The 23369-nt window shown below is 66.8% G+C and carries 15 protein-coding genes and 3 rRNA genes; 7 read left to right on the top strand and 11 right to left on the bottom strand.

All coding sequences use genetic code 11. The annotated features are described in order from the left end of the window. Window positions 1-78: 78 nt before the first annotated feature. From OG293_RS30995 to OG293_RS30960, 8 genes are all read right to left on the bottom strand, one after another. Window positions 79-1128 (bottom strand): DUF881 domain-containing protein, encoded by a 1050-nt coding sequence (locus OG293_RS30995; RefSeq protein WP_406002069.1) that lies wholly within the window; start codon window positions 1126-1128, stop codon window positions 79-81. A gap of 5 nt (window positions 1129-1133) precedes the next feature. Further along, window positions 1134-1466, bottom strand: a complete 333-nt coding sequence (locus OG293_RS30990) for a small basic family protein (RefSeq protein WP_003970459.1) — start codon at window positions 1464-1466, stop codon at window positions 1134-1136. Beyond that, complete coding sequence (locus OG293_RS30985) at window positions 1463-2392, bottom strand: DUF881 domain-containing protein (RefSeq protein ID WP_406002068.1); 930 nt, start codon at window positions 2390-2392, stop codon at window positions 1463-1465. Before OG293_RS30985 ends, OG293_RS30990 begins: the two co-directional genes overlap by 4 nt. A 97-nt stretch (window positions 2393-2489) precedes the next feature. Continuing rightward, window positions 2490-4985: a sugar phosphate nucleotidyltransferase gene (locus OG293_RS30980; protein WP_406002067.1), complete on the bottom strand. Its 2496-nt coding sequence runs from the start codon at window positions 4983-4985 to the stop codon at window positions 2490-2492. A 112-nt stretch (window positions 4986-5097) separates the two neighbouring features. Then, window positions 5098-5706, bottom strand: a complete 609-nt coding sequence (locus tag OG293_RS30975) for a CDP-alcohol phosphatidyltransferase family protein (RefSeq protein WP_406002066.1) — start codon at window positions 5704-5706, stop codon at window positions 5098-5100. 155 nt (window positions 5707-5861) lie between these two features. Beyond that, window positions 5862-5978, bottom strand: a 5S ribosomal RNA gene (gene rrf / locus OG293_RS30970). An 86-nt stretch (window positions 5979-6064) separates the two neighbouring features. After that, window positions 6065-9189, bottom strand: a 23S ribosomal RNA gene (locus OG293_RS30965). Between the two features lie 301 nt (window positions 9190-9490). After that, window positions 9491-11016 (bottom strand): 16S ribosomal RNA (locus OG293_RS30960). The 16S, 23S and 5S rRNA genes sit together here, the layout of an rRNA operon. 578 nt (window positions 11017-11594) lie before the next feature. On the opposite strand from OG293_RS30960, the gene OG293_RS30955 reads away from it, so the two are divergent. Further along, complete coding sequence (locus OG293_RS30955; RefSeq protein WP_406002065.1) at window positions 11595-12044, top strand: PTS glucose transporter subunit IIA; 450 nt, start codon at window positions 11595-11597, stop codon at window positions 12042-12044. A gap of 77 nt (window positions 12045-12121) precedes the next feature. After that, window positions 12122-13792: a phosphoenolpyruvate--protein phosphotransferase gene (gene ptsP, locus OG293_RS30950; protein ID WP_406002064.1), complete on the top strand. Its 1671-nt coding sequence runs from the start codon at window positions 12122-12124 to the stop codon at window positions 13790-13792. An 83-nt stretch (window positions 13793-13875) separates the two neighbouring features. Here ptsP and OG293_RS30945 read toward each other — a convergent pair whose 3' ends face one another. Beyond that, window positions 13876-14820 (bottom strand): hypothetical protein, encoded by a 945-nt coding sequence (locus OG293_RS30945; RefSeq protein WP_406002063.1) that lies wholly within the window; start codon window positions 14818-14820, stop codon window positions 13876-13878. Window positions 14821-15188: 368 nt separating this feature from the next. Between OG293_RS30945 and OG293_RS30940 the strand changes: the two genes are divergently transcribed. Then, a complete protein-coding gene (locus tag OG293_RS30940; protein WP_406002062.1) occupies window positions 15189-15416 on the top strand; it encodes a hypothetical protein in 228 nt (75 codons plus the stop codon). Here the strand turns inward: OG293_RS30940 and OG293_RS30935 are convergent. After that, the gene (locus OG293_RS30935) at window positions 15405-17384 is read right to left on the bottom strand and encodes an acetoacetate--CoA ligase (RefSeq protein ID WP_406002061.1); all 1980 of its coding nucleotides are present in this window, start codon (window positions 17382-17384) and stop codon (window positions 15405-15407) included. The genes OG293_RS30940 and OG293_RS30935 overlap by 12 nt on opposite strands. 219 nt (window positions 17385-17603) lie before the next feature. Between OG293_RS30935 and OG293_RS30930 the strand changes: the two genes are divergently transcribed. Further along, window positions 17604-19967: a glycoside hydrolase family 31 protein gene (locus tag OG293_RS30930; protein WP_406002060.1), complete on the top strand. Its 2364-nt coding sequence runs from the start codon at window positions 17604-17606 to the stop codon at window positions 19965-19967. Between the two features lie 138 nt (window positions 19968-20105). Here OG293_RS30930 and OG293_RS30925 read toward each other — a convergent pair whose 3' ends face one another. Next, entirely contained in the window at window positions 20106-20609 is a 504-nt protein-coding gene (locus OG293_RS30925) for an NUDIX domain-containing protein (RefSeq protein ID WP_406002059.1), read from the bottom strand. Window positions 20610-20669: 60 nt separating this feature from the next. Here OG293_RS30925 and OG293_RS30920 point away from each other — a divergent pair, with 60 nt between their 5' ends. From OG293_RS30920 to OG293_RS30910, 3 genes are all read left to right on the top strand, one after another. Further along, a complete protein-coding gene (locus tag OG293_RS30920; protein WP_406002058.1) occupies window positions 20670-21479 on the top strand; it encodes a M15 family metallopeptidase in 810 nt (269 codons plus the stop codon). 174 nt (window positions 21480-21653) lie between these two features. Continuing rightward, entirely contained in the window at window positions 21654-22085 is a 432-nt protein-coding gene (locus OG293_RS30915; protein ID WP_406003766.1) for a Zn-ribbon domain-containing OB-fold protein, read from the top strand. Continuing rightward, a complete protein-coding gene (locus OG293_RS30910; protein ID WP_406002057.1) occupies window positions 22082-23272 on the top strand; it encodes a lipid-transfer protein in 1191 nt (396 codons plus the stop codon). The genes OG293_RS30915 and OG293_RS30910 overlap by 4 nt, the downstream gene beginning before the upstream one ends. The last annotated feature ends 97 nt before the right edge of the window (window positions 23273-23369 follow it).

Below are 23369 nucleotides of genomic sequence, written 5' to 3'. Positions count from 1 at the left end.
CACCACGCGGCACGCTTGTTCTGTGCCGACCCCCCGCAACCTCATGCCCTGGTCCAACAGGCCTCATGCGCCCCCGCCTCACTGCGCCGACGACCGAGCGTAGTCAGGCAGCTTCGCGGGTCGCAAGGCGTCCACGACGATCCTCTGCGAGCGCGCCACCGTCGCCGTGGCCTGCTCCTTCTCAAGCGTCTGCACCACACCGCCCGGGATGTTCAGGGCGGGCTCCAGATCCTGCGGCTTGCCGATGACCTTGAAGGTGTACGGCGCGGAGACAGGCTTGCCGTCGACCTTGATGTCGGAGCCGGTGCCGGTGAAGTACGTGTCGGCGACCACCCGCACATCGTTGACCTGGATCGCCTCGGCCCCCGCGGCGCGCAGCTCCTGGATGGCGTCGAGCAGCATGTCCGACTCCACCGTGCCCGACGGGTCGTCGATGGTGAGCGTGATACCCGGGCCCTGCGCGGCGACCGTGCCCGCGAGGATGCCCAGCTGCTGCTCCTTCTGCAGGGTCTGCTTCCGCGCTTCCTCAGCCAGGTCCGAGCTGTTCTCCAGCTCGGCGCGCTGGTCCTCCAGACGCTGCTTCTCGTCCTCAAGTCGCTGTGTGCGGTTGTCCAGCTCGTCGAGGATCCGGACCAGGTCCTCCTGACGGGCACCGCGCAGCGCGCTGCTGTCACTGTTCGAACGGACCTGGATGGCGAGCCCCAGACCGAGGACGAACAGCAGCAGGGCGACGATGAGTTGGGCGCGGCTGAACCTCAGCGGCCACAGTACGGCGACGAGCCGCTGCCGACCGGTCTGCTGCTTCTCGGGCGGAACCCGACCGAATTCGGACTGACCTGGCTCGGGCCGACCTGGCTCGGGCCGACCTGGCTCGGGCTGACCCGATTCGGGCCGACCCGATTCGGGCTGACCGGACGCGGGCTCCTCACGGCCAGGAGGACGGGGTCCACCAGGCTGCGAGGGTCCGGACCGCGCAGGGCCGGGCTGGCGGGGACCGTCGTGCTCCGCCCCGGGACGGGCCGCCGTCTCCTCGCGCGCGGGCTTCTGTTCGCCCTCGGGCTTGCTGTCGTCCGCCGCCGGCGTCACGGCTTCCGGCTCCTCACCCTGGGGCTTGTCTTCGTTGTTCATTCGCCTCACGCCCGGAAGACGTGCCGACGGATCGCGGCCGCGTTGGAGAAGATCCGGATGCCGAGGACGACCACCACACCCGTGGACAGCTGGGCGCCGACGCCCAATTTGTCGCCCAGGAACACGATCAGCGCGGCGACCACCACGTTCGACAGGAAGGAGACCACGAAGACCTTGTCGACGAAGATTCCGTCGAGCATGGCCCGCAGGCCACCGAAGACCGCGTCGAGAGCCGCGACGACGGCGATCGGCAGATAGGGCTCGACCACCGCCGGCACTTCGGGTCGGACCAACAGTCCGACCACGACTCCGACGACGAGGCCCAGTACGGCGATCACGATGTGCCCTTCCCTGTGTCAGCCGTGTCCTGCCCGTTGCCCTTCCCGGCGTCGGCGGTCTTCGGCTCTGCTGTTCGTACGATCAAGCTCGGCGCCGCCGGCAGGCGCACCTTCTCCTCGGCGGAGATGCTGGAACGGATGCCGAAGTTCTCCTGCAAAGCGTGGAGATATTGCCCGTCGGCACTGTCCTGGAACGCGGTGCTCAGCTTTTTCCCGTCCCCCACCGCGAGAACCGTGTACGGCGGCACCAGCGGCTTGTTGTCGACCAGTATGGCGTCGCCGGCCGCCCTGATCGCCGACAGGGCGGTCAGCCGCTGTCCGTTGATGGCTACGGCCTCGGCGCCCGACTCCCACAGCCCGTTGACGATCCGCTGCATGTCGCGGTCGCGCACCCGGCCCGTGTCGTTGAAGCCGCTGCTCTCCCTCGGCCCCCCGCCACCCTGATCGGTGTTCTTCGCATCGTCGACGACGAGCTTCACGCCCGGCCCCTCCACCTCGGTGGCGCCGGAGAGCAGTGCGACCAGTTCCCCCTGATCGCCGCCCTGCGTCTTGAGAGCCTTCCGCTGACGATCGCCCACCTCGTCCCGGAGCTTGTCGACGCTGCGCTCCAGGGCGTCGGCGTCCTTGGTCTCCGCGTCGATACGGTCGATGAGCTCCTCGCGCTCTTTCGCCACCACCGGTGCGGATATCCGCGCCTGAGCGGCTCCCACGGTGACGACCAGGGCGGCCAGGACAAGTCCCAGCGCAAGGCCGAGCTTGGCCCTCAGCGTCCGGGGCAGTCCCCCTCCCTCGGCATCCCGGCGGGCGAAAGCCTCCGCGTATCCCTCATCGAGACTGTGCTCCATCACATTGGTCAGCAGCGACATGGACGCATCGGGACGTGCGGGTGGAGCGCCGGTGCTCCGAACGGGGGGCTGCTGCGACATGCCGCACATCGTCGCACGTCGCAGCTGCTACCGCCGAATGGCCCCACCGGTGTGCCGGAAGCCGTCCGTCGACAACTTCCGGCACACCGGTCACACCTCAGTGACCTGCGCTGTCCACGACGGCGGACCACTCGTCGAGCAGGGCCTGGGCCGAAGAGTCGTCCGGTCCCTCGGCCCACAAATGAGTGACGGCCTCCGCGGGGTCGGGAAGGACCATCACCCAGCGCCCGTCGGGCTCGACGACCCGGACACCGTCAGTCGTGTCGACATGCCGGTCGGCGGCTGCCTCGACCACCTTCCGCATCACGAGTCCCTTGACCGCCCACGGCGTCGCCAGATCGCGCCGCAGCACATGTGCCCGCGGGATCCGGGCGTCGATCTGGCTGAGGGTGAGCTGCGTACGGGCCACCAGCCCGAGCAGCCGTACGAAGGCCGCCGAGCCGTCGAAGACGCTGCTGAACTCGGGAATGATGAAGCCGCCCCGGCCGTCGCCACCGAAGATCGTGGTGTCCTCACGCCCCACACGGGTCAGGTCGTCAGGCGATGTCGTCGTCCACTCCACCTGCGTGCCGTGGTACGCCGCCACCTGCTCGGCAATACGGGTGGTCGTCACGGGCAGGGCCACCCGCCCGCTGCGCCGCTCCGCGGCCACAAGGTCGAGCAGCACGAGAAGCGCCCGGTCGTCCTCGATGATCCGACCACGTTCGTCGACCAGCGACAGCCGCTCGCCCACGGGATCGAAACGCACGCCGAACGCCGCCCGCGCGGAGGCCACGATCTCGCCGAGCCGCACGAGACCGGACCGGCGGGTGTCGGCCGACTCCGTGGGCCGCGACTCGTCGAGCCCGGGGTTGATGGTGAGCGCGTCGACACCGAGCCGTCCCAACAGGCTCGGCAGAACGAGACCCGCGCTGCCGTTGGACGCGTCGATGACGACCTTGAGCCCGGACTCGGCGATCCCGGAGGTGTCGACATTGCGCAGCAGGGATCCGGTGTACGAATCGAACACGCTGGACGGGAAGTGAAGATCCCCGATCTCGCCCGGGAACGCCCGCCGGTACTCCTGGCGCGCGTACACGCGGTCCAGCTTCCGCTGCCCGCCCTGCGAGAGGTCCGCTCCGCGTTCATCGAAGAACATGATGTCCACGGAGTCGGGCACACCGGGGGACGTACGGATCATGATGCCGCCGGCACTGCCGCGGGCTGTCTGCTGGCGCGCCACGGGCAGGGGAACGTTCTCCAGGTCCCGTACGTCGATGGCACTGGCCTGGAGAGCGGAGATCACCGCCCGCTTGAGCGCACGGGCGCCCCTGGAGTGGTCGCGCGCCGTGGTGACCGTCGCGCCCTTCTTGAGGGTCGTGGCATACGCTCCCGCAAGCCGTACCGCCAGCTCCGGAGTGATCTCCACATTGAGGATGCCGGACACGCCCCTGGCGCCGAACAGGTGCGCCTGCCCCCGCGACTCCCAGATGACCGAGGTGTTGACGAAGGCGCCGGCCTCGATGGTCTTGAAGGGGTAGACCCGGACGTTGCCCTGGACAATCGATTCTTCGCCGACCAGGCACTCGTCACCGATGACCGCGCCGTCCTCGATCCGGGCGGCCCTCATGATGTCGGTGTTCTTGCCGATCACGCAGCCGCGCAGGTTGCAGTGCTCGCCGATGTACACGTTGTCGTGGACAACGGTCTTGTGGAGAAAGGCGCCGCTCTTCACGACCACGTTGGATCCGACGACCGTGTGTTCGCGGAGTTCCACATCGGCTTCGATCTTGGCGTAGTCACCGATGTAGAGCGGGCCACGGAGCACGGCGTCGGGATGCACCTCGGCGCCTTCCGCCACCCACACACCGGGCGAGATCTCGAAACCGTCGAGTTCGACGTCGACCTTGCCCTCCAGGACGTCGGCCTGGGCCTTCACGTAGCTCTCGTGGGTGCCCACGTCCTCCCAGTAGCCCTCGGCGACATAGCCGTAGATCGGCTTGCCCTCCTTCATGAGCTGCGGGAACACATCGCCGGACCAGTCCACGGGGACATCGGCCTCGACGTAGTCGAACACCTCGGGTTCCATGACATAGATGCCCGTATTCACCGTGTCGGAGAAGACCTGGCCCCAGGTCGGCTTCTCCAGGAAGCGCTCGACCTTTCCTTCTTCGTCCACGATGGTGATGCCGAATTCCAGAGGGTTCGGCACGCGGGTGAGGCACACCGTGACCAGTGCGCCCTTCTCCTTGTGGAACGCGATGAGATCGCTGAGGTCGAAGTCGGTCAGCGCGTCGCCGGAGATGACGAGAAACGCATCGTCCTTCAGCGCTTCCTCGGCGTTCTTCACGCTCCCCGCAGTGCCGAGAGGCTTTTCCTCATTGGCATAGGTGAGCTCCATGCCCAGCTCTTCACCGTCACCGAAGTAGTTCTTGACGAGTGAGGCGAGAAACTGCACGGTTACAACGGTTTCGTTGAGCCCATGCCGCTTGAGCAGGCGCAGCACGTGCTCCATGATCGGCCTGTTGGCCACTGGCAGGAGCGGCTTGGGCATGCTCGAGGTCATAGGGCGAAGTCGTGTTCCTTCGCCACCGGCCATCACGACGGCCTTCATGTCGGAAGCGTCCTCCTTGAAGAGACGACGGTCTAGCCGACTTCACCCGCCCAAAGAGGCCCTCTGGCATCATGCGCGGCCGGCGACTCTGCACGGCACGGCATCGACGAGGTCAATCGGCCACTGCGTCCGCCTTGACGAGTCGGCGGACCTGGACCACATAGAGGATCCCTGCCCACCAATAGAGAGTTGTACCCCATCCTGCGAACGCCCATCCGAAAATAGCAGCCAGTGACGCAAGCCACCCCCTTCCGTCACTGAGCAGCAGCAAGGGGAAGGCATACATGAGGTTGAAGGTTGCTGCCTTGCCCAGGAAGTTCACCTGGGGCGGCGGATAGCCGTGCCTGCGGAGGATTCCCACCATCACCAGCAGCATCAGTTCCCGCGCCAATAGGGCGGCCGTGAGCCAGATGGGCAGAATCTCGCGCCAGGTCAGCCCTACAAGGGTGGAGAGGATGTACAGACGGTCGGCAGCGGGGTCGAGAAGCCGCCCCAGGTTGCTGATCTGGTTCCAGCGCCGGGCGAGCTTGCCGTCGAGATAGTCGCTGACACCGCTCAGCATCAGCACCAGCAATGCCCAGACGTCGCTGTTGGGTCCCCCGAACTCAGGGCGGAGAATCAGCCACAGGAAGAGCGGCACTCCGAGAAGACGCGCCATGCTGAGGATGTTGGGGATGGTGAGTACCCGGTCCGTCTGAACGCGGGTCTCCTGGACCTCCACCCGGGGGCCTCCTGTGTGGAACGTGCCGACGATGCCTCCTGACCCTACCCTCAGCCATGACTGCACTGTGCACAGGGGTGTACGGGGCCGGACAGGCCGGTCCTGAACGCAGAAAAGCCCCGCACCAGAAGGTGCGGGGCTTTCCCACAATGATTGTTCGGCGGCGTCCTACTCTCCCACAGGGTCCCCCCTGCAGTACCATCGGCGCTGAAAGGCTTAGCTTCCGGGTTCGGAATGTAACCGGGCGTTTCCCTAACGCAATGACCACCGAAACACTATGAAACTGTTCACCGGAGTCCCGGCCATGGGGACTCGACAGTTCGTTGTTTCAGAACCAACACAGTGGACGCGAGCAACTGAGGACAAGCCCTCGGCCTATTAGTACCAGTCAGCTCCACCCCTTGCGGGGCTTCCACATCTGGCCTATCAACCCAGTCGTCTACTGGGAGCCTTAACCCCTCAAAGGGGGTGGGAGTCCTCATCTCGAAGCAGGCTTCCCGCTTAGATGCTTTCAGCGGTTATCCTTTCCGAACGTAGCCAACCAGCCATGCCCTTGGCAGGACAACTGGCACACCAGAGGTTCGTCCGTCCCGGTCCTCTCGTACTAGGGACAGCCCTTCTCAAGACTCCTACGCGCACAGCGGATAGGGACCGAACTGTCTCACGACGTTCTAAACCCAGCTCGCGTACCGCTTTAATGGGCGAACAGCCCAACCCTTGGGACCGACTCCAGCCCCAGGATGCGACGAGCCGACATCGAGGTGCCAAACCATCCCGTCGATATGGACTCTTGGGGAAGATCAGCCTGTTATCCCCGGGGTACCTTTTATCCGTTGAGCGACGGCGCTTCCACAAGCCACCGCCGGATCACTAGTCCCGACTTTCGTCCCTGCTCGACCCGTCGGTCTCACAGTCAAGCTCCCTTGTGCACTTACACTCAACACCTGATTGCCAACCAGGCTGAGGGAACCTTTGGGCGCCTCCGTTACCCTTTGGGAGGCAACCGCCCCAGTTAAACTACCCATCAGACACTGTCCCTGATCCGGATCACGGACCCAGGTTAGACATCCAGCACGACCAGAGTGGTATTTCAACGACGACTCCACAACCACTGGCGTGGCCGCTTCACAGTCTCCCACCTATCCTACACAAGCCGAACCGAACACCAATATCAAACTGTAGTAAAGGTCCCGGGGTCTTTCCGTCCTGCTGCGCGAAACGAGCATCTTTACTCGTAGTGCAATTTCACCGGGCCTATGGTTGAGACAGTCGAGAAGTCGTTACGCCATTCGTGCAGGTCGGAACTTACCCGACAAGGAATTTCGCTACCTTAGGATGGTTATAGTTACCACCGCCGTTTACTGGCGCTTAAGTTCTCAGCTTCGCCACACCGAAATGTGACTAACCGGTCCCCTTAACGTTCCAGCACCGGGCAGGCGTCAGTCCGTATACATCGCCTTACGGCTTCGCACGGACCTGTGTTTTTAGTAAACAGTCGCTTCTCGCTGGTCTCTGCGGCCACCCCCAGCTCAAGCAGCAAGTGCTCTCACCAGTGATGGCCCCCCTTCTCCCGAAGTTACGGGGGCATTTTGCCGAGTTCCTTAACCATAGTTCACCCGAACGCCTCGGTATTCTCTACCTGACCACCTGAGTCGGTTTAGGGTACGGGCCGCCATGAAACTCGCTAGAGGCTTTTCTCGACAGCATAGGATCATCCACTTCACCACAATCGGCTCGGCATCAGGTCTCAGCCTCATGTGTGACGGATTTGCCTATCACACGGCCTACACCCTTACCCCGGGACAACCACCGCCCGGGCTGGACTACCTTCCTGCGTCACCCCATCGCTTACCTACTACCACCTTGGGCCGGCGGCTCCACCACTCCCCTCAACTCCGAAGAGATCAGGGCGGCTTCACGGCCTTAGCATTAATGGGCTCGATACTGGGCGTTTCAAAGCGGGTACCGGAATATCAACCGGTTGTCCATCGACTACGCCTGTCGGCCTCGCCTTAGGTCCCGACTTACCCTGGGCAGATCAGCTTGACCCAGGAACCCTTAGTCAATCGGCGCACACGTTTCTCACGTGTGTATCGCTACTCATGCCTGCATTCTCACTCGTGAACCGTCCACCACTGCCTTCCGGCGCGGCTTCACCCGGCACACGACGCTCCCCTACCCATCCACACTCCCGTTGGGGATATATGCGTGAATGACACGACTTCGGCGGTACGCTTGAGCCCCGCTACATTGTCGGCGCGGAATCACTTGACCAGTGAGCTATTACGCACTCTTTCAAGGGTGGCTGCTTCTAAGCCAACCTCCTGGTTGTCTCTGCGACTCCACATCCTTTCCCACTTAGCGTACGCTTAGGGGCCTTAGTCGATGCTCTGGGCTGTTTCCCTCTCGACCATGGAGCTTATCCCCCACAGTCTCACTGCCGCGCTCTCACTTACCGGCATTCGGAGTTTGGCTAAGGTCAGTAACCCGGTAGGGCCCATCGCCTATCCAGTGCTCTACCTCCGGCAAGAAACACACGACGCTGCACCTAAATGCATTTCGGGGAGAACCAGCTATCACGGAGTTTGATTGGCCTTTCACCCCTAACCACAGGTCATCCCCCAGGTTTTCAACCCTGGTGGGTTCGGTCCTCCACGAAGTCTTACCTCCGCTTCAACCTGCCCATGGCTAGATCACTCCGCTTCGGGTCTTGAGCGCGCTACTGAATCGCCCTATTCGGACTCGCTTTCGCTACGGCTTCCCCACACGGGTTAACCTCGCAACACACCGCAAACTCGCAGGCTCATTCTTCAAAAGGCACGCAGTCACGAGACACCAAGCAAGCTTGATGTCCGACGCTCCCACGGCTTGTAGGCACACGGTTTCAGGTACTATTTCACTCCGCTCCCGCGGTACTTTTCACCATTCCCTCACGGTACTATCCGCTATCGGTCACCAGGGAATATTTAGGCTTAACGGGTGGTCCCGCCAGATTCACACGGGATTTCTCGGGCCCCGTGCTACTTGGGTGTCTCTTAAACGAGCCGTTGATGTTTCAGCTACGGGGGTCTTACCCTCTACGCCGGACCTTTCGCATGTCCTTCGCCTACATCAACGGTTTCTGACTCGTCTCACAGCCGGCAGACCGTGAAAAAGAGATCCCACAACCCCGCATGCGCAACCCCTGCCGGGTATCACACGCATACGGTTTGGCCTCATCCGGTTTCGCTCGCCACTACTCCCGGAATCACGGTTGTTTTCTCTTCCTGAGGGTACTGAGATGTTTCACTTCCCCTCGTTCCCTCCACACTGCCTATGTGTTCAGCAGCGGGTGACAGCCCATGACGACTGCCGGGTTTCCCCATTCGGAAACCCCCGGATCAAAGCCTGGTTGACGGCTCCCCGGGGACTATCGTGGCCTCCCACGTCCTTCATCGGTTCCTGGTGCCAAGGCATCCACCGTGCGCCCTTAAAAACTTGGCCACAGATGCTCGCGTCCACTGTGCAGTTCTCAAACAACGACCAGTCACCCATCACCCCACCCCATCAGGCGAGTTCACTGGGACCGGCATCCCGAAGGACGAGCTCACGCTCGCACCCTCAGACACCCAACAGCGCGCCCGGCACGACCAGTCGAAGACACACGTTCCACGCCGAAGCAGTACTAGTGATCCCAACCAACCGTGCCGAATAGTCAACGTTCCACCCATGAGCAACCAGCACCGGACATTCGCCGATGAACTGGCCTCTGACCAGGCCAGGCCTGGTAAGAAGTGCTCCTTAGAAAGGAGGTGATCCAGCCGCACCTTCCGGTACGGCTACCTTGTTACGACTTCGTCCCAATCGCCAGTCCCACCTTCGACAGCTCCCTCCCACAAGGGGTTGGGCCACCGGCTTCGGGTGTTACCGACTTTCGTGACGTGACGGGCGGTGTGTACAAGGCCCGGGAACGTATTCACCGCAGCAATGCTGATCTGCGATTACTAGCAACTCCGACTTCATGGGGTCGAGTTGCAGACCCCAATCCGAACTGAGACCGGCTTTTTGAGATTCGCTCCGCCTCACGGCATCGCAGCTCTTTGTACCGGCCATTGTAGCACGTGTGCAGCCCAAGACATAAGGGGCATGATGACTTGACGTCGTCCCCACCTTCCTCCGAGTTGACCCCGGCAGTCTCCTGTGAGTCCCCATCACCCCGAAGGGCATGCTGGCAACACAGAACAAGGGTTGCGCTCGTTGCGGGACTTAACCCAACATCTCACGACACGAGCTGACGACAGCCATGCACCACCTGTATACCGACCACAAGGGGGGCACCATCTCTGATGCTTTCCGGTATATGTCAAGCCTTGGTAAGGTTCTTCGCGTTGCGTCGAATTAAGCCACATGCTCCGCTGCTTGTGCGGGCCCCCGTCAATTCCTTTGAGTTTTAGCCTTGCGGCCGTACTCCCCAGGCGGGGAACTTAATGCGTTAGCTGCGGCACCGACGACGTGGAATGTCGCCAACACCTAGTTCCCAACGTTTACGGCGTGGACTACCAGGGTATCTAATCCTGTTCGCTCCCCACGCTTTCGCTCCTCAGCGTCAGTAATGGCCCAGAGATCCGCCTTCGCCACCGGTGTTCCTCCTGATATCTGCGCATTTCACCGCTACACCAGGAATTCCGATCTCCCCTACCACACTCTAGCTAGCCCGTATCGAATGCAGACCCGGGGTTAAGCCCCGGGCTTTCACATCCGACGTGACAAGCCGCCTACGAGCTCTTTACGCCCAATAATTCCGGACAACGCTTGCGCCCTACGTATTACCGCGGCTGCTGGCACGTAGTTAGCCGGCGCTTCTTCTGCAGGTACCGTCACTTTCGCTTCTTCCCTGCTGAAAGAGGTTTACAACCCGAAGGCCGTCATCCCTCACGCGGCGTCGCTGCATCAGGCTTTCGCCCATTGTGCAATATTCCCCACTGCTGCCTCCCGTAGGAGTCTGGGCCGTGTCTCAGTCCCAGTGTGGCCGGTCGCCCTCTCAGGCCGGCTACCCGTCGTCGCCTTGGTAGGCCATCACCCCACCAACAAGCTGATAGGCCGCGGGCTCATCCTTCACCGCCGGAGCTTTCAACCCCTCCCCATGCGAGGAAGAGTGGTATCCGGTATTAGACCCCGTTTCCAGGGCTTGTCCCAGAGTGAAGGGCAGATTGCCCACGTGTTACTCACCCGTTCGCCACTAATCCACCCCGAAGGGCTTCATCGTTCGACTTGCATGTGTTAAGCACGCCGCCAGCGTTCGTCCTGAGCCAGGATCAAACTCTCCATGAATGTTTTCCCGTAATCGGGATGAACACCACAAGAGCGGAACAGCCGGTCGGAATAAGACCGACTGTTCACAGCGTCCTCGCTGTGTCAATTGCCTACCCGCCCAAAGGGCCAAGATAGGACTTTCAAAGGAACCACGCCCTGCCGAAGCAGAGACGGGGTATCAACATATCTGGCGTTGACTTTTGGCACGCTGTTGAGTTCTCAAGGAACGGACGCTTCCTTCAGGCCCTTTTTCATGGGGTCCTCCGGGCGCTTCCCTTCGGTGTTTCCAAAGACTATCAGGCTTTTCCGGTCCTCCTGACCACCGCCCTGCGGGCAGCAGAGGTTTAGACCAGTTAGTATCTCGCCTTGATAGGTGCTGCTGACCCCCGACGCGACGTCGTGTTGGGGTCGGGCAGGGGTGCGACCCTACAGCCCGCCGGGACGCGACGGCAAATCGGTTCCGGTGCACCTCTAGGTCCGCCAACTGGCAACTACCGGGCGGAACTAGGACTTCTCGTGATTTACCCTTCTGAACAGCGCGTCGTCCAGGACAGGCAGTGACGACGCGCTTCGAATCTCCGCCCCTGGGAGGCTCCATGACCACAGTGACGTCCCCTCTTGCCGGACGCGCCATCGGACTCGCAGCTGTGCCGGACCCGGTCTTCTCCGGTGCGATGGTCGGCCCCGGTACCGCGATCGACCCCGTGCGTGAGCCTTCGGAGGCCCTCGCCCCGGTTGACGGCATCGTCGTCTCCCTCCATCCGCACGCCTACGTCGTCGTCGACGACCAGGGGCACGGTGTCCTCACCCACCTCGGCATCGACACTGTTCAGCTCAATGGCAGCGGCTTCGAGCTGCTCGTCAGCAAGGGCGACACGGTTCAGCGCGGGCAGGCAGTGGTCCGCTGGGACCCGGCGGCCGTCGAGGCTGCGGGCAAGTCCCCGATCTGCCCGGTGGTGGCACTCGAGGCCACAGCCGACTCCCTCTCCGACGTCCGGGAGAACGGCGACGTGAAGGCCGGCGACGCGCTCTTCGGCTGGCAGTAGCGCTCACGCCGCAGTGGCGGCGAGTGGGACATCCACCGCGGCGGTGCGGACCGCCGCTCGATCGGAGACGGGTTGCAATGGAGACAACGCTGCGAGGCGTCGGCGTGAGCCACGGTGTGGCCATCGGCGAGGTCCGGCACATGGGCACGGCGGTTCTGGAGCCGCCGGCCAAGCAGATTCCGCCGCAGGACGCGAAGCGCGAACAGGGGCGCGCCCGCAAGGCCGTGGAAGCTGTGGCCGCCGATCTGATTGCCAGGGGCAATCTGGCCGGTGGAGAGGCACAGGCCGTTCTTGAGGCGCAGGCCATGATGGCGCAGGACCCGGAGCTCATGGCAGATGTGGAGCGGCGCATCGCTGTCGGGAGCACGGCCGAGCGCGGGGTGTACGACGCGTTCGCCGCGTTCAGAGCGCTATTGGCGGGCGCCGGGGAGTACCTTGCCGGTCGCGTTGCCGACCTGGACGACGTGCGGAACCGGATCGTGGCGCGGCTGCTGGGCGTGCCGATGCCCGGTGTGCCGGACAGCGACGAGCCGTATGTACTGATCGCGCGGGACCTCGCGCCTGCGGACACGGCCCTGCTCGACCCGGCGCTGGTGCTCGGATTCGTCACCGAGGAGGGCGGGCCGACCAGCCACAGTGCCATTCTCGCGCGGGCCCTCGGGGTGCCCGCGGTGGTGGCCCTGCCGGGTGCCAGGGAGCTGGCCGAGGGCACGCTCGTGGCGGTCGACGGCAGCACCGGCGAGATCTTCGTCGAGCCGAGCGCCGCGAAGCGGAGTGAGCTGGAGAGGGCCGCGGCGGAGCGCCGGGCCGCACTCGCCGCTTCCAGCGGGCCCGGTGCCACGTCCGACGGGCACAAGGTGCCGCTGCTGGCCAATGTCGGCGGGCCCGCCGATGTGCAGGCCGCGGTCGAGGCCGGTGCCGAGGGTGTCGGTCTGTTCCGTACGGAGTTCCTCTTCCTGGACGACAGCAAGGAGGCGCCGTCGGAGGAGAAGCAGGTCGAGGCGTACCGCAAGGTGCTGGAGGCGTTTCCGGAGGGACGGGTGGTCGTACGGGTGCTGGACGCCGGTGCGGACAAGCCGCTCGACTTCCTGACTCCGGCCGACGAGCCGAACCCGGCGCTGGGTGTGCGGGGGCTGCGTAGCCTTCTGGATCACCCGGATGTGTTGCGTACACAGTTGACGGCGCTGTCCAAGGCCGCGGCGGGGCTGCCGGTCTACCTCGAGGTCATGGCGCCGATGGTGGCCGACCGTACGGACGCGAAGGCATTCGCGGACGCGTGCCGCGAGGCGGGGCTGCGGGCCAAGTTCGGCGCGATGGTGGAGATCCCGTCCGCCGCGCTGCGGGCGCGCTCGATCCTGCAGGAGGTGGCGTTCCTGTCGCTGGGCACCAATGACCTCGCGCAGTACACCTTTGCCGCCGACCGTCAGGTCGGTGCGGTGTCGCGCCTGCAGGATCCGTGGCAGCCGGCCTTGCTGGATCTTGTGGCGCTGTCGGCCGAGGCCGCGAAGGCCGAGGGCAAGAGCTGTGGTGTGTGCGGTGAGGCTGCCTCCGATCCGCTGCTCGCGTGTGTCCTCACGGGTCTTGGTGTGACCTCGCTGTCGATGGGTGCGGCGTCCCTTCCTTACGTCCGGGCGACGCTGGCGAAGTACACGCTCGCCCAGTGCGAGCGGGCTGCCGCCGCGGCACGGGCCGCGGACACCGCCGAGGAGGCGCGGGTCGCCGCGCAGGCGGTGCTCTCCGGCGAGTAGTCGGGGCGCCGGGTCAGTGGTGACCGATGGGGCTTCCTGCCAGGGCGGCGGGAAGCCCCATCGGCGTTCAGTGACATCGGCGTTCAGTGACAGTGGTCGGGATCGTCGGTGGTGATGTCGAAGCCCGCGCAGTACTCGACGCCGGGCTCCGGCGAGATCGGATCGCCGGTGGCGGCGTCGGTGCAGTAGGCGCTGAAGACCTCGCCGGCGGTGAGCGGGAGGAGCCGGCCCCGCTGGAGTCTCCACCCGTGGAGCCGGTCCGGCGCGTCCGCCGTGCTCGTACGGAGAACGACGCCCCCGGGTGTTTCGAGAGCAATGCCGGTGGCGAGGACGGTGACGAATTCCGCGCCCTCGGACGCGTCCACGTCGACGGGCGCTTCGGGGGCGCCTTCGGCGTGGAGGACGGCAAGGAGCTGTTCGTCGGGGGCGGGGATGCTGCAGACCAGATGGTGCCTGCCGGGCCCTGCCGCTTCGAGCAGCCGCATCAGGGTGCGGGAGGCTCGGTCGAAAGCGGCGCGGCCGATGTCCTGGCCGCAGTCGGCGCAGCCACCGGCGTCGGCGAGGAGCAGGGTGGCGTACTCCCAGGTCGCCTGGCGGACGGCGGTGTTGATGAGCTGGGGCAGCAGCTGGTCGAGGGGCTGTCCGGTGTAGGCGAGGCCGGCGCCGCGGCCGGCGACGGCGGCGGTGTAGCAGCTGCGGCCGGCGGCCGTGTCGGGGTCGAGGCCCGTCTCGGTGCAGTACTCCGCGAAGTCGTCGGGGTCGAAGAGAGCGACGCTGATGTGGAGTTGGCGGGTGGAGAGGTGTTTGAGCAGGGCTTCGACGTGCCGGAGATATCCTGCGTGGTCGTCGAAGGTGAAGGTGCGGTACCGGCGCATTTCGGCGAAGTCCTGTGCGTCGGCCAGGACGCCTACGGTGCTGGGTACTTCGCGGTGCAGCGTGCGCCGCAGGGTTGCGCTCCTGTCTTTGGACCGCTGCCTCTTGGACGGCCTGGTTCGCTTGGCCTGCTTCGGCTGCCTGGTGTTCGCCATTTCTCCCCCTGAGAGCAGTTGATCACTGGTGACTCACCGTAATCGACGGCACTGACAACGGGTCTTCCGGCAGCGCTTTTCGCACAAAGGCCGTGCTGGGCGAAGCAGGTGGCGACCAGTCCGGCGCCGCGCAGGGCCCAGCCCGCCGGGCCTGCCGCGATGATCCCGGTGACGACGAGCGGACCGGCCCTGCGCTGGGCCTATGCGGCGACTCCGTGCACTCCCAGGTAGGCGCCCTGTGCGTCGTCGGGAGCGAGGCCACAGAGAGTTCCCAGGAGATCGTGGTTCATCCCCGTGGCGGTCGACGACGAGGGCATGCGTCCGGACGCCCTTGCGGCGGCACTTCGGGCGGACGCGCGGGCCGTCGTGTGCAGCCCGCGGGCGCAGAATCCGTACGGGGCCGCTTCACGGCCGGGCGGCGCGAGGCGCTCCTGGACGTCCTGCGTCAGGCGTCAGACGTGCTGGTGATCGAGAACGATCACGCCTCGGACATCGTGGGTACGGAACTCAACTCCCTGGCCTCGGGCGGGTTCCCACGCTGGGAACACGTACGAACCGTCACCAAGCGGGCGAGGGCCCGCCCGTCAGTGAGGTGACGAGCGGGTGCGCGCCAGGTCCTCGTAGAAGCGGAGCAGGTCGAGGTTGTCGACCGAGCCCGGATTGACCGCCTTGGCCAGGGCGGTGCCCTGGAGGAGGCGCTTCACCGGGACCTCGATGCGCTTGCCGGTGAGGGTGTGGGGGATGCCGGGGACCTCGATCACCTCGTCCGGGACATGGCGCGGCGAGAGCTGTTCGCGGATCGTCTGCTTGATGCGCGTGCGCAGCCCCTCATCGAGTACGGCACCCTCGACGAGGTGGACGAACAAGGGCATCCAGTACCCGCCGTTCGGCTCCTCCAAGCCGATGACCAGCGATTCCTTGATCTCGGGCAGGCGCTCGACGGCTTCATAGATATCGGCGGAACCCATACGGACACCCTGGCGGTTGAGGGTGGAGTCCGAGCGGCCATGGATGACCACGGAGCCGCGGTCGGTGATGGTGATCCAGTCGCCGTGCCGCCAGACGCCGGGGAACATCTCGAAGTAGCTGTCGCGGTAGCGGCTGCCGTCGGGGTCGTTCCAGAACCTGACCGGCATGGATGGCATGGGGTTGGTCACGACCAGCTCGCCGACCTCGCCGATGAGCGGCTTGCCGTGCGGGTCCCAGGACTGGAGATCGGTGCCGAGGCAGGCGGCCTGAAGCTCGCCGATGTGGACGGGCAGGGTCGGAACGGCACCCGCGAAACAGCTGCAGACGTCCGTACCACCACTGACCGAGGCGATCCACAGGTCCTCGGCGACCTCGTCGTGCAGCCAGCGGAAACCGTCGGGCGGCAGCGGGGAGCCGGTGGTGGCGACACACGCGATACGGGACAGATCGTGATCGCGGGAGGGGTGGACACCGGCCTTGCGGCAGGCCATCACATACGCCGCCGAGGTGCCGAAGAGGGTTGCCCCGGTGCGTTCGGCGATACGCCACTGGGCGCCGGTGTCGGGATAGCCGGGGCTGCCGTCGTACAGGACGACCGTCGTGCCGGTGAGCAGGCCGGAGACGAGGAAGTTCCACATCATCCAGCCGGTCGAGGTGTACCAGAAGAAGCGGTCCTCGGGGCCGAGGTCGCAGTGCAGTCCGATCTGCTTGAAGTGCTCCAGCAGGATGCCGCCCTGCGACTGGACGATGGCCTTGGGCAGACCCGTCGTACCGGAGGAGTACAGGACCCACAGCGGGTGGTCGAAGGGGACCTGCTCGAAGACGGGCTCCGCGTCGCCGGAGGTGACCGTGGACCAGTCGAGCGCCCCCTGAGGAGCCGCGGTACCGAGCAGCGGAATGTGGATCACCGCGCGCAGGGTGGGGAGTTCACCGCGTAGCTCGGCGACGGTCCCGGTGCGGTCGTGTTCCTTGCCGCCGTAGCGGTAGCCGTCGACGGTGAACAGGACCACGGGCTCGACCTGCTGGAAGCGGTCGAGGACGCTGCGCGCACCGAAGTCGGGGGCGCAGGAGGTCCACACACCGCCGACCGCCGCGGTCGCGAGCAGGGCGGTGACCGCCTGCGGGATGTTGGGCAGATAGCCACTGACCCGGTCGCCGGGGCGCACGCCGAGGGCCCGCAGTTCCGCGGCGAGCGCGCCCACCTGGCGGCGGAGTTCGGCCCAGCTGATCGGAGTCTGCTCATGTGCTTCGTCCACATGGAGGAGCGCCGGATCCTGGGGGCGGCCCTCGGCGGAGCGCAGCGCGTGCTCCGCGTAGTTCAGTGTGGCGCCGGGGAACCACCGGGCACCGGGCATGCCCGGATCGGCGAGGACTCGCTCGTACGGGCTGGAGAAGCGGATGTCGAACCACTCGGCGACCGCCTGCCAGAACGTTTCGAGCTCGTTCACGGACCAGCGGTGCAGCGCCGCGTATCCGCCCTCGGCCGGGGCACCGTGCCGCTCGGCGGCCCAGGTCTGGAACCGGGTGATCCGGGCGACGGCGATGCGGTCGGCGTCCGGCTGCCAGAGAGGGGCAGGGTGCGCTGCTGAGGTCATGATGGGTCGGCTCCCGGGTGGCTCTACGCGTGGTCGGCGTGCGTCGCACCACGAGCGGGGTGTGCGCGTGAGGCGGCTGACACGGACGATGCCATGTGATCCTCTTTCGCACCAGGGCTCCCCACCCATGGTCGGGCAAGAGAATAGGTGCTCCCACCACGGGTGAACGGAAGCTGAACAAACCCCGCGCGCCCTCGCCCGGATGGCAGGCTGAGCTGCATGGACGGTCGTGATCTGGTGCGCTCGGTGAGGATCTTCGGAACGGTGCAGGGGCTGCGCGTGGCACGCTCGGCCTGGCGGCAACGGCGCACCGACGCACGGGAGCTTCCCGCGAGAGGGGCCGAGCGAGCCAGGGTGCCGGGGCCCGTGGCCGGGGCCGAGCCCCTGCCCGGCGGAGGAATCATCCGCTTTGCCCGTTCTCGGCTGCGTATCCGAGTGGCGTCGGGCGGCGCCGTCTTCTGGGGCTGGGACGGCGCCGAGCCCGGTCCCTCGTACGCGCTCGCCGGTGACCCTCCCGACGCCGACCCGCGGGCCGAGCTGGAGCCCGACAAGGACGGCGGCTGGCGTGTGGTGTCGGAGCGGGTGACGGTGGAGGTGTCACGGCACGGAGCCGTCGAGATCCGTACCCCCGGCGGGGTGGTTCTGCGCCGGGATCTGCCCCCTCGCTGGTGGGAACCGGTGTGTGGCGGCCAGGCGCGGTGGGTCCAGCGCACCGAAGTCCCCGCGGACGCGCGCTTCTTCGGGCTCGGCGGCCGGTCGTCCGGACCGCGGCTGCCAAACGGCACCTACCGGCTCTGGAACACCGACCCCCGCGGCAGCTTCGGTCCCGACGACGACCCGCTCTACATCACCATGCCCGTCCAGCTGGTGGTCTCCGACGCCGGCACCCATCTCGCTTTCCACGACAACACCTGGGACGGCCGCGTCACCCTGCGGGAGGGCGAGGAGGGTGCGGGCTCGGGCCACGACCGGCCCGGCACCAGCGAGGTGCGGATGGACGGCGGACCGCTGCGCTGCTGGGTGGTCGTGGGCACCCCCGCGCGTGTGCTGGCCGGCTGGACACAGCTGACGGGCGCCCCCGCCGTACCGCCGTCCTGGGCGCTCGGCCCGCAGCACGCCCGGTGGGGCTTCGGCAGTGAGCGCGAAGTGCGGCGGATCGTGGCGGGATACCGGGAGCGGGATCTGCCGCTGTCGGCCGTCCATCTCGACATCGACCACTACGACGCGCATCAGGTTTTCACCGTCGACCGCGAGCGGTTCCCGGATCTGCCGCGACTGGCGAAGGACCTGCGGGAGGACGGGATGCGGCTGGTCTCCATCGTCGATCCGGCGGTGAAGGCGGAGCCGGGGAATCCGGTGTACGACGGCGGGCGGACGGTGGATGCCTTCGTGAAGGACGCGGCGGGGCAGGAGGTCCGGGGCGTCGTCTGGCCAGGCGACTGCGTCTATCCGGACTTCACCGACCCGCGGGCGCGCCGCTGGTGGGGAGAGCTCTACGCCGAGCGGCTGACGCAGGGCTTCTCCGGGGTCTGGCACGACATGAACGAACCGGTGTCCTTCACACCCTTCGGCGACATGACACTCCCCCGCTCGGCCCGGCACGCCCTGGACGGGCAGGGCGGGCAGGGCGGCGATCACCGGGCGGCCCACAATGTGTACGGCCTCGCGATGGCGCGCGCCGGGTACGAAGGTCTGCGGCGGCTGCGGCCCGAGGAGCGGCCCTTCCTCTTCTCCCGTTCCGGCTGGGCGGGCATGCAGCGCTACGGGGGCACCTGGTCCGGCGACGTGTCCACCGGCTGGCCCGGGCTGCGCGCCTCGCTCTCACTGGCGCTGGGGCTCGGGCTGTGCGGGGTCCCCTACTCCGGCCCCGACGTCGGCGGCTTCGACGGCAGCCCGTCGCCCGAGCTGTATCTGCGCTGGTTCCAACTGGGGGCGCATCTGCCGCTCTTCCGTACACACGCGGCGATCGACGCCGGGCGCAGGGAGCCGTGGGAGTTCGGCCCCGCGGTCCTCGCCCATGCGCGGGCGGCGCTCACCGAACGGGAACGGCTGCGGCCCTACTTCGTCACGCTTGCTCACCTGGCACACCTGACCGGGGCGCCGTACGCGCGTCCGCTGTGGTGGGGCTGCCCGGAGGACCGGGTACTGCGCGACTGCGAGGACGCTTTTCTGCTGGGGGACGCGCTGCTGGTGGCGCCGGTGCTGCAGCGGGGGACGGACCGGCGGGCGGTACGGCTGCCCCGGGGACGCTGGTACGACACCGCGACGGGCGAGGCGTACGAAGGGCCGGGGCAAGTGCTCGTCGACGCGCCGCTGTCGCGGGTCCCGGTGCTGGCGCGGGGCGGCGCGGTGATCCCGGTGCGGGGCGCCGACGGCGAGATGGAGCTTGAGGTCTGGGCGCCGGCGGAGGGGCGAACGGGCGGTGGCCTGGTGGTCCCGGACGTGGGGGACGGCTGGGAGACCGCGGAGGTGGAGCGCTATACGTCGCGGCTGGTGGACGGCCGGGTGGTGGTGAAGCAGGTCGCGGAGGAGGGGTCGACGCGGCCGCGGTGGAGGGTGCGGGTGAGGGGGTCCGGAGCGTAGCGCCCTACTTTTGGATCAGGGCCCGATCAGGCCGGATCAGGCCCGATCGGTGAGCGGGCTCCGGTGGTGGGCGCACCTCCCGTGTCCGAAGGGCCACGGGGCGAACCAGGCGAGACCTTGCGGCACGCCCAGTGGCCCTTACGCGTACCCGCCCTCGAACCACCGTCGTACCGCCTTGGTCTGCAGCGGAAACGCCAGGTCCGTGGGGGCGTGCAGCACATGCCAGCCTGTCGTCTCGTCCGTCGGAACGGATGGCGGGAGGTCCGGCGCCCGGCGTTGCGGCAGCAGGCCGAAGAGGAGCAGGTGGCCGTCCGGGGAGCTCATGGCGTCGGCCAGCCGGACGTCGGCGCGGGAGGCCTCGATGCCGGTTTCCTCCGCCAACTCCCTTACGACCGCCTGCTGCCAGTCCTCACCGAAGTCGATGTAGCCGCCCGGCAGCGCGATAGAGCCGCACCCCGGGTCGATCGTGCGGGTGATGACGACGAGACCGGTGCCTTCGGCGTCGCGCGTCGGCAGCAGCGCGACGGCGACGGGCAGGGGGTTGCGGTAGGCCGTCTCCGCGCAGGCGGGGCAGGTGCGGGGCCAGTCCGTGACGGAGGCGTACGGCGCTCCGCAGTTGGCGCAGTGGGAGTCCTTGGACACGCGCGGACTGTATCCGATCGCCCTTTCCCGCGGGGCCCGGAACTGATAGACGGTGTGCGCATGACCGGACTTGCTCCCGCTGTGCGCTCACTCGCAGCGACGGCCGCCGCCCTCTGCGCCGTCATCGTCCTGACGGCCTCTCCCGTGCAGGCCGGACCCGAGCCGAAGGCCCCGAAGGAGTTCGTGGCGCTGCGTACCGTTGACCCGACGATCATCGAGGAGATGCGCTACCCGACCGGGCACAATTTCGTGGGCGAGCCCGTCGACGGCTATCGCCAGCCGCTGTGCATCGTCACCCGGCCCGCCGCGCAGGCTCTTCGCCGGGCGCAGCGGAAACTGCTGCGGCAGGGCTATTCCCTGAAGGTGTACGACTGCTATCGGCCCCAGCGGGCCGTGGACCACTTCGTCCGATGGGCGAAGGATCTCGCGGACGAGGCCATGAAGCGGGAGTTCTATCCACAGGTCGACAAGTCGAGGTTGTTCGCCGACGGTTATATCGCGGAGAAGTCCGGGCACAGCCGCGGGAGCACGGTCGATCTCACCGTCGTGAAGCTGCCGGCGCTTCCCACCAGGCCGCATGTGCCGGGTGAGCCTCTCGCCCCCTGCTTCGCACCCAAGTCCCAGCGTTTCCCGGACAATTCCGTCGACATGGGGACCGGATTCGACTGCTTCGACACGCTGTCCCACACCGTCGACCCCAGAATCCAGGGTGAACAGCGCGCCAACCGGCAGCTTCTGAACGGCACGTTGAGCGGCGAGGACTTCGTGAACCTGCCCGAGGAGTGGTGGCACTTCACCTACAGGCCGGAGCCCTTCCCGGACACCTACTTCGATTTCCCCGTCGCCCTGCGTTCGGTCGCCGGGCACTGAGGCGGGAAAGGACGCCCGGGACCACCCCCGTGGGCTCCGGCCGTCCTTTCTCCGACTCGGACGCAGCAGGGCGCTTTCCGGTTCATCTCCCGGGCGGGTCGCCGGGAGAGCTGACCCGTGGCACACTTCTGACGTTCCGTCAGATTGCTGGGAGGCACCGTGACGCGTACGCCCGTGGTGACCGGCTGGTTCACACAGGACACCGGCGAGGAGGACTTCCGGCTGCTCGGAACCCGCTGCTCGGCCTGCTCGGCCGTCTTCTTCCCCCGCGAGGACACCTTCTGCCGCAACCCGGCGTGCGCCGGAGGTGAGCTGGCGGAGGTGCCGCTGTCGAAGCGCGGCCGGGTGTGGTCGTACACGGACGGGCGCTACCGCCCGCCGGCGCCCTATGTCTCCGACCCGGACACCGAGTGGGAGCCGTACACGCTCGTCGCCGTCGAGCTCGAAGCAGAGCGGATGGTCGTACTCGGCCAGGCCGTGCCGGGTGTGTCGGTCGGTGATCTCGCGGTCGGAATGGAGGTCGAGGTGGTGCCCGGCGTGCTCGACGAGACCCCGGAGACACTCTGGACGACCTGGCACTGGCGGCCCGTGCGAGTGGCGTCATGACCGGCGAGGTGGCGATCCTCGGGGCGGGGATGCATCCCTGGGGCAAGTGGGGGCGCAGTTTCGTCCAGTACGGGACCGTGGCCGCCCGGGCCGCGCTCGCCGACGCCGGGATCGGCTGGCGCCAGGTGCAGTCGGTCGTCGGCGCGGACACCATGCGCTGCGGCTACCCCGGCTATGTGGCGGGGGCGACGTTCGCCCAGGCCCTGGGCTGGCAGGGAGCGCGCGTGACCAGCGTCTACGCCGCCTGCGCCTCCGGCGCGCAGGCGATCAACACCGCGCGCTCCCAGATCCTCGCGGGCATGGCCGACGTGGTGCTCGTGGTGGGCGCGGACGCGGCGCCGAAAGGCTTCTTCGCGCCCGCCGGGGGCGAGCGGCCCGACGACCCGGACTGGGTGCGCTTCCGGCTGCTCGGCGCCACCAACCCCGCCTATTTCGGACTCTACGCCCGGCGCCGCATGGCCCTGCACGGCGACTCTCCCGAGGACTTCGCCCTGGTCAAGGTGAAGAACGCGGCTGCCGGCGCGCTGAATCCCCACGCCCGCTACCGGTCCGCCGTCTCGGCCGAGGAGGTCGCCGCCTCCCCGGTGGTCGCCGATCCGCTGCGGCTGCTCGACATCTGCGCGACCTCCGACGGCGCGGCGGCACTGGTGCTCGCGAGTCTGGATTTCGCGCGCCGGCACGGAGCCGCCCACCCGGTCCGGATCCGGGCCGTATCCACCGTCACCCCCACGTATCCGAGGACCGTACTCGACCTCCCGGACATCGCCACCGACTCGGCGGCGGCCGTGGACCCCTTCCCGCACACCTTCCGGAAGTCCATCGCGCTGGCCGCGTACGAGGAGGCGGGCATCGGACCCGAGGACCTCTCCCTCGCCGAGGTCTACGACCTGTCCACCGCCCTGGAGCTCGAATGGTACGAGGACATCGGCCTGTGCGTGGCCGGCGAGGGCGCCAAGCTGGTGCGTGAGGGAGCCACCGCGCTCGGCGGGCGCATCCCCGTGAACACCAGCGGCGGTCTCGCCTCCTTCGGCGAGGCCGTACCCGCTCAGGCCATTGCCCAGGTCTGCGAGCTGACCTGGCAGCTGCGCGGTACCGCCAAAGAGCGCCAGGTGACCGGCGCCCGCACCGGAATCACCGCGAACCAGGGACTGTTCGGCCATGGTTCGGCGGTCGTCGCCGTCCGCTGAGCCGACCGGAAGGCGGCCTCCCGCTGCCTTACGTTCCGGGGTGGCGTGTCAACGCACCGGCCCTGAACTGCGCATGCTGTCAATGGCCTTGACGACC

Source organism: Streptomyces sp. NBC_00829, from assembly GCF_045161795.1.
Taxonomy (GTDB): Bacteria; Actinomycetota; Actinomycetes; order Streptomycetales; family Streptomycetaceae; genus Streptomyces.
Note: the sequence above shows the minus strand (reverse complement) of the source record. Positions and strands in the feature narration are given on the sequence as shown.